The organism is Tunicatimonas sp., assembly GCF_049647865.1.
Classification (GTDB): domain Bacteria; phylum Bacteroidota; class Bacteroidia; order Cytophagales; family Cyclobacteriaceae; genus Tunicatimonas.
This window is the reverse complement of the sequence record NZ_JBARYM010000540.1, coordinates 1-5168: the sequence shown is the minus strand read 5'-3', so window position 1 is coordinate 5168 and position 5168 is coordinate 1. Positions and strand designations below refer to the sequence as shown.

Below are 5168 nucleotides of genomic sequence, written 5' to 3'. Positions count from 1 at the left end.
GCTACGGGCTGCCCTGTATGCCGCCCGGGAACAAAAGACAACCGTTCGCTCGGAACCCATTCCCATTGCGCTTGATGGAAAGTTGAGCGAAGTGGTGCTGCACCTTCGGGTTTCTACCGAATCTCAGCAGGAAGGTTTTTTCTTGGTTATCTTCGACGAATACGAGATTTCGGATCATCAACCTGGGTCAGCCAAGAATGAGAATACCGGTGACGCCCCTCGGATACAAGAGTTGGAAACAGAGCTGAGCACTACTAAGCAGCGGCTTCAGATCATTATTGAGGAGTACGAAACCAGCCAGGAAGAAATGAAAGCATCGAGTGAGGAGATGCAATCGAACAATGAGGAGCTGCGCTCTACACTGGAAGAACTGGAAACCAGCAAGGAGGAACTCCAGTCAATGAACGAAGAGTTAAGCACCGTAAACCTGGAGAACCGGCATAAAGTAAAAGAATTGGCCCAACTCTCCGGCGATTTGCAAAACTTGCTTACTGCCACCGATATTGCCACCCTGTTTCTGGATCGTGATCTTCGGATTATGCGCTTTACTCCGCAGGTAAGTGAGTTGTTCAACATTCGGGTAATTGACCGGGGTCGCCCCCTGGCCGAACTCAGCAGTCGCCTTACCGGAAACGGTATATTAAAAAATGCCCAGGAAGTACTGGACAAACTGACCCCTCACGCCAGCGAGATAAAAGACGAGCGAGGGCAATGGTACCTGACCCGCCTACTTCCTTACCGCAGTACAGAAGACCGGATTGAAGGGGTTGTGATCACCTTTGTAAATATCACCCAGCTAAAGCAGGCGGAAGAAGACGTACGGCACAGTGAGGAACAATTTCGGGCCCTGGTGGAGGCTTCGTCCCAGATGGTATGGACCACCAACGCGGAGGGCGAAGTAACCGAGGACTCTCTTTCTTGGCGAAACTACACCGGACAAACCTTTCAAGAGTTTAAAGCCGGAGGTCTGCTCAATGCGGTACACCCCGACGACCGGCAACGGGCCCAGGAAACCTGGCAGCAGGCAATTAAAACCGGTAACAGCCTACTTACTGAATACCGCGTCTATCACGTCCCTACCCAAGACTACCAATGGACGACGGTTCGGGCGGTACCGCTGCGGAAGGCCGACGATACTATTCGGGGATGGGTTGGAATGAACGTAGATATTACTCAGCAAAAGCGCTCAGAGAAAAATCTACGCCGGGCAAAAGAAGAGGCCGAGCAAGCGGCTAAAGCTAAAGGTGATTTTCTGGCCCTAATGAGCCATGAGATACGAACCCCGCTCAACGCTATACTAGGCATTGCCAACCTGCTGCTGGACAAAAACCCTCAACCCCAGCAACTAGAAAACCTGCAAACGCTCAAATTCTCGGCGGATAACCTCCGAATGTTAATCAATGATATTTTAGATTTTAGTAAGATTGAGGCCGGAAAAGTATCCGTGGAAGAAACCGACCTGAACCTACCGGCGTTGTTGCACAGCCTAGAAAAGGCCTACGAACCTATTGCGCAGGAAAAAGGAAATACGCTTAAGTTCAACTTAGACGAGCGGATTCCCACCGCGGTGCGTACCGACTCACTAAAGCTCTCTCAAATACTGAATAACCTGATTAGTAATGCGGTGAAATTTACGCAGAATGGCACCATCACACTAAACGTTTCTCTCCAGCGGAAAAAACGGGATAAATATTTGGTCACCTTTTCGGTAGAAGATACCGGCATTGGTATTTCTGCTGATAAGTTGGATATTATCTTCGATAATTTTTCTCAAGCTGATATTTCTACCGTGCGGCAGTACGGTGGCACCGGCCTAGGTCTATCAATCACTAAGTTATTGTTGGAGCTGATGGACAGCCGGATAGCGTTAGAAAGCGAAGAAGGAAAAGGCTCTTGTTTCTTCTTTACCCTGCCCCTGGAGGAAGGTGCCACGGACACTGCGGCGGTTCAAAGTCTGGTTTCATTAACCGGTGATTCAACGCAGCTAGCGCAAGTGCGGATGCTACTGGTGGAAGATGCTCCGGTCAATCGTATGATGCTTATTCAACTACTACAGGAGTGGTGGAACCTCACCCCCGATATTGCCGAAAACGGGAAACAGGCAGTAGAAATAGCCCAGCAGGCCCAGCGTGATGATCAACCCTATCATCTTATTCTAATGGATATTCGCATGCCCGTGATGGATGGCTACCAGGCGGCCCGACTTATTCGCGAGCTGCCCAACTACACCGATACACCCATATTTGCTCTTACCGCCGATACGCCCGAAGAAGTAAAAAAGCACCCCGAGGCATCCTGCTTTCAGGAGATAATAATCAAACCTTTTAATCCACCGGAACTACAGCAGAAGATACTACGCTACGTCCAAAAATATAGTCTGGCTCAACCTACCCAGCCAGAATCACCTTCGATATCAGAAAAGGAAATCAGAGGGCTAAACCTGCAAAAGGTAAGCGAATTGTTTAAGGACGAGAAAGAGAGGCAGCAGTTTATGGAAAATGCTATTAATAATATAAAGGAGCTGCAATCGCAATTTACGCAGGCAATGAGCAACCGAGATGCCTCTGCTTTAGATGAAGCAGTGCATAAATCCAAATTACTGCTCGATATGCTCCAATTAACCCACCTACAAAACCTACTGGGGCAAAGCCAAAGAATGCTAAAAGTGTTGCCTAATGATGAGGCCTTGCAGGAAATTCAATCTCAGGTGGAAGACCGGTTGGAGGAAGTTTTTGAGTTATTACGATAGTACTTAGAAGAATAGCGAAGCAAAAGGAGGTAGAAATGTTTCTATTAAATACTTCTGGCAAGATTCAAGAAGAAGCCGTAGTCGCATCCTGGGTTTCAGCCTTATCTTTGTTCAGTGCTCCTAGCAAATGGGCGTAAGGTCGTAAGCCCGCTACCTCGTCGAAGATTTGTTTCAACACTGCGGTTAGCGGAATAAATAATATCATACCCGGTACGCCCCAGATTAAATTTCCAATGAAAATTGCCAGTAATGTAAACATGGGGTTGATGTTTACTTTATTTCCAACAATGTTAGGAGTTATCGCGTAGCTCTCCAGGCTCTGGATTACAATGAAATATATAATGATCCATACGGCAGACATAATTGAGCCGGAAATAACCCAAGCAAACATGGCCGGAACCAGTGAACCTACTAAAGGGCCAATAAAGGGAACGATATTAAGTAAAGCCGCAAAAATACCAAAAAAGATAGGATTAGGAACCCCCAAAAGCCATAAAGCTAAACAGTTGCATACGGCTAAAATTACAATGACTTGAAAGATTCCGATAAGGTAATTTCTGACTACCTGCTCAATTTTTAGAAGCAAATGTCGCATACTCTTCTCATCATCCTGAAACAGTGAAATGGCAAATTCTCTAATGCCCTTTCGGTAGATTAGGAACATAACAATAAAGGCCGACAGAAATAATATAAACACGAAACTGGAGGCTACAATCACTAGTACTTTCCCCAGAGCACCCTGGGTGTCTTCTAGTAAAAAGCTCATTAACTCCTGAAAGGTACTTAGCTGAGTTAGTTCGGTATGACTCAGTTGTGTACCTAAAAATGTAGCCACGTCTGAGGCCATGTTGTTTAGGTTATTCTCGAATGTCTCTACGCCGTTGGCTAAGGTCGACATTTCCAAAGTAAAGAAGATAGTCACTCCGGTAGAGACTAAAATGGCTAACAATAAACACAAAAAAGCAGCAATACTGCGGTGAATACCCTTATTTTCTAAGTATTGGCAAAGTGGAGCTAAAACTACTGCCGCAAAGGCAGCAAATGCTAACGGGATGATGATTGATTTGCCCAGAATCATTAAGTACACGGCTGCCCCCGTAATAAGTACCAATGCAGCCGCTCGATAAAGTGCCGAAGATGATAATTTAGAAAACATAAAAAATAGTTACCTGAACGAATTCCAAGCAAGACTTCAGGTGAATAGGCTGCTAGACAACTAGTAAAACACCGCTAAAAGAGCCTATCGTAGTTAAAAAAATTGCGTGTTTACTATATTTTAACCTTTCAGTTGAAAAAAAGTTGTAGGCTCTATACTATAAAATTTTTATAAGTAGCATATCTAACCTAAGGGAGATGCTGCCATCCCGAATAAAAACAACCAAACTTTTAGTCTATGCATACCTTGAAGAAAATAGTTTACTATTTGATTGTACTGCTTAGTGTAATTACCATCAGTGCAACCTTACTTTCTCTACTATATGATGTTAATGTATGGTGGATTAAAGCCTTGGACTTTCCTCGGATACAACTGTTGCTATTGGGTGGAATCTGCCTGCTCATTATAGTAACTATGACGCACCGCTGGACCCTGGGTTCGATGTTATTGGCAGCAGGACTACTGACATCAGTTGGTTTGCAGGCGTACTTCATTTACCCTTATACCCCCTTGAGCGGAACAGATGTTCGCTCACTGGATGCTAGTCTAGCTTCATCCGATGCGAGCGTGAGTCTACTGATTGCCAATGTATACATGCATAATCGGCAGGTAGGTTCTTTAGTGGAGGTCGTGGAGGAAATCAATCCGGATATGGTACTGCTTATGGAAACCGATCAGTGGTGGATGAACGCACTACAACCGCTACGCCTCCGCTACCCACACGTACAAGAGTATGCGGCCGATAATACCTACGGAATGGGACTCTACTCGCGCTACCCGTGGCAAGACATGCAAGTGAAGTTTTTGCAACATGATAGTGTCCCTTCTTTTCATGCTGAGGTGCAACTACCCAACGGGCAATCGTTTTGGTTTCATGGAGTGCACCCGGTGCCTCCGGTGTACAGCAAATATCCCGACAACGAGGGCGAAGAAGAGGTGGCTCTCATTAAAGTGGGACGAATGGTCGCACAACACCAGCAACCAACGGTAGTAGCCGGAGATTTTAATGATGTTGCTTGGTCTAACACTTCGCGGCTGTTCCAGGTGGAAGGTCAGCTCAGCGATACGCGGGTAGGCCGGGGACTATACAATTCGTTCGACGCCCAATCAAGCGTTATGCGCTGGCCCTTAGATCATGTGTATGTATCCGGCGACTTTGCGCTAACCAAGTTGCAGCGATTGAATAAATTTGGCTCAGATCATTTTCCAATTCACGCAGTGATGGTCTTGAAGGAAGAGTAAATCGGGTAAAGACGTTTTCCC

Annotated in this window: 3 protein-coding genes; 2 read left to right on the top strand and 1 reads right to left on the bottom strand. The window is 46.0% G+C overall.

The window, feature by feature from the left end; translation table 11 throughout:
- The coding region (locus WBA23_RS15955) for a PAS domain-containing protein (RefSeq protein ID WP_424583282.1) at window positions 1-2749 on the top strand (2749 nt) is incomplete at its 5' end.
- A gap of 64 nt (window positions 2750-2813) precedes the next feature.
- On the opposite strand, the gene WBA23_RS15950 is transcribed toward WBA23_RS15955, so the two are convergent.
- Entirely contained in the window at window positions 2814-3905 is a 1092-nt protein-coding gene (locus WBA23_RS15950; protein ID WP_424583281.1) for an AI-2E family transporter, read from the bottom strand.
- Between the two features lie 237 nt (window positions 3906-4142).
- On the opposite strand from WBA23_RS15950, the gene WBA23_RS15945 reads away from it, so the two are divergent.
- Window positions 4143-5147, top strand: coding sequence for an endonuclease/exonuclease/phosphatase family protein (locus WBA23_RS15945; protein WP_424583280.1), 1005 nt, complete (start codon window positions 4143-4145; stop codon window positions 5145-5147).
- Window positions 5148-5168 lie beyond the last annotated feature (21 nt).